Annotated in this window: 2 protein-coding genes; both read left to right on the top strand. The window is 71.3% G+C overall.

Going from position 1 to position 1291, the window contains the following annotated elements; translation table 11 throughout:
* The first annotated feature begins 36 nt into the window (after positions 1-36).
* On the top strand, positions 37-513 hold the full coding sequence (locus G6017_RS13365) for a DUF3180 domain-containing protein (RefSeq protein ID WP_179524476.1): 477 nt from the start codon (positions 37-39) through the stop codon (positions 511-513).
* A gap of 91 nt (positions 514-604) precedes the next feature.
* The coding region (locus G6017_RS13360) for a DUF6779 domain-containing protein (RefSeq protein WP_347238008.1) at positions 605-1291 on the top strand (687 nt) is incomplete at its 3' end.

Below are 1291 nucleotides of genomic sequence, written 5' to 3'. Positions count from 1 at the left end.
ACGACCGGCTGGCCCCCGAAGGGTGGAGCCGCTGACATGACTCGCATCGCGGTGTCCACCCTCGTCCTGGTCGCACTCGTCGCCGGTGTGGCCGCCTACTTCCTGACCGGTTCGCTGCTCGGGTCGCTGCCGCCCCTCGGGTGGGGATGGGTCACGCTCCCGGTGGTGGCGTTGATCGACGTGCTGCTTGCGCTCCGGATCCGGTCCGCGATCTCCGACGGCGGGGTCGGTCAGGACCGCAGTCAGATGCACCCGTTGACGATCGCGCGGTGCGCAGCCCTCGGGCAGGCGTCGGCCGTGCTGGGGGCCGCGGCCGGAGGTCTGGGCGTCGGACTCGTCCTCTACTTCGCACCGAGGTTGGGTGAGCTGGCGGCGGCCAGCGCCGAGCTGCCGTCGTCCGTGGCGGTGCTGGTGTCCGGGGCGCTGCTCGTGGGGGCAGGTCTGTTCCTCGAGTCGTCGTGCGAGACCCCGCCCTCCGACGATGACGTGGGGGGACTGGCCCAGTCGACCTGAGCGGATCGAGCGGTCAGCAGACGGCGGGCATCTGGAGGAACACGCGCTGGTTACCCGTGTGACTAGTGGTTCTCTGCGTATCATGCGGGGCATGAGTTCCGACGGCGCGATCGACAAGCCCCGATCCGTCCGCCCCGTCCGCGGCGACGACCGCGGCCTGGCGGGGATCGCTCTCGGGGCGCTCCTGGTGCTGGCACTCATCGCGACCGTGGTGATGGTCTTCTCCGACAATCCGGTGTGGATGCGGATCGGCACCCTCTCGGCACTCTGGGCGGCGTTCATCGGGGCGTTCCTCGTGGCCCGCTACCGGCGGCAGGCGGCGGCCGAGGCGGCCCGGGTCCGCGACCTGCACACCGTGTACGAACTGCAGCTCGAACGCGAGATCTCCGCCCGCCGCGAGCACGAGCTCGTGGTGGAGAAGGACCTGCGCGACTCCGTGCGTGCGGAGACCACCGACTCCATCCACGCGCTCCGCCACGAGATCGCCGCGTTGCGGGAGCAGCTCGGGCAGATGGGCGTCACCCTGACCGACGAGCGTCTCGCCGTGGGTGGTGACACCACAGCAGGGGAGCTCGGCGCCGGGTCGTCACTGCCATCGGTGCCGTCCGAGCGCGTCGAACCACGTCGTCGAGCACCGGAATCGACCCTGACACCCCCGTTCGGGACCTCTCCGTCGGGTCGCGCCTCGACCACTCCCGCCTCGACCACTCCCGCCTCGAGCAGCCCCGCGTCGTCCGGCAAGGCCGGTTCGACCCCGCCCGCCTCGTCGAGCCCCTCC

The sequence above is a fragment of the Dietzia sp. B44 genome, from assembly GCF_014145245.1.
GTDB lineage: Bacteria > Actinomycetota > Actinomycetes > Mycobacteriales > Mycobacteriaceae > Dietzia > Dietzia natronolimnaea.
This window is presented reverse-complemented; position numbering and strand designations above follow the sequence as displayed.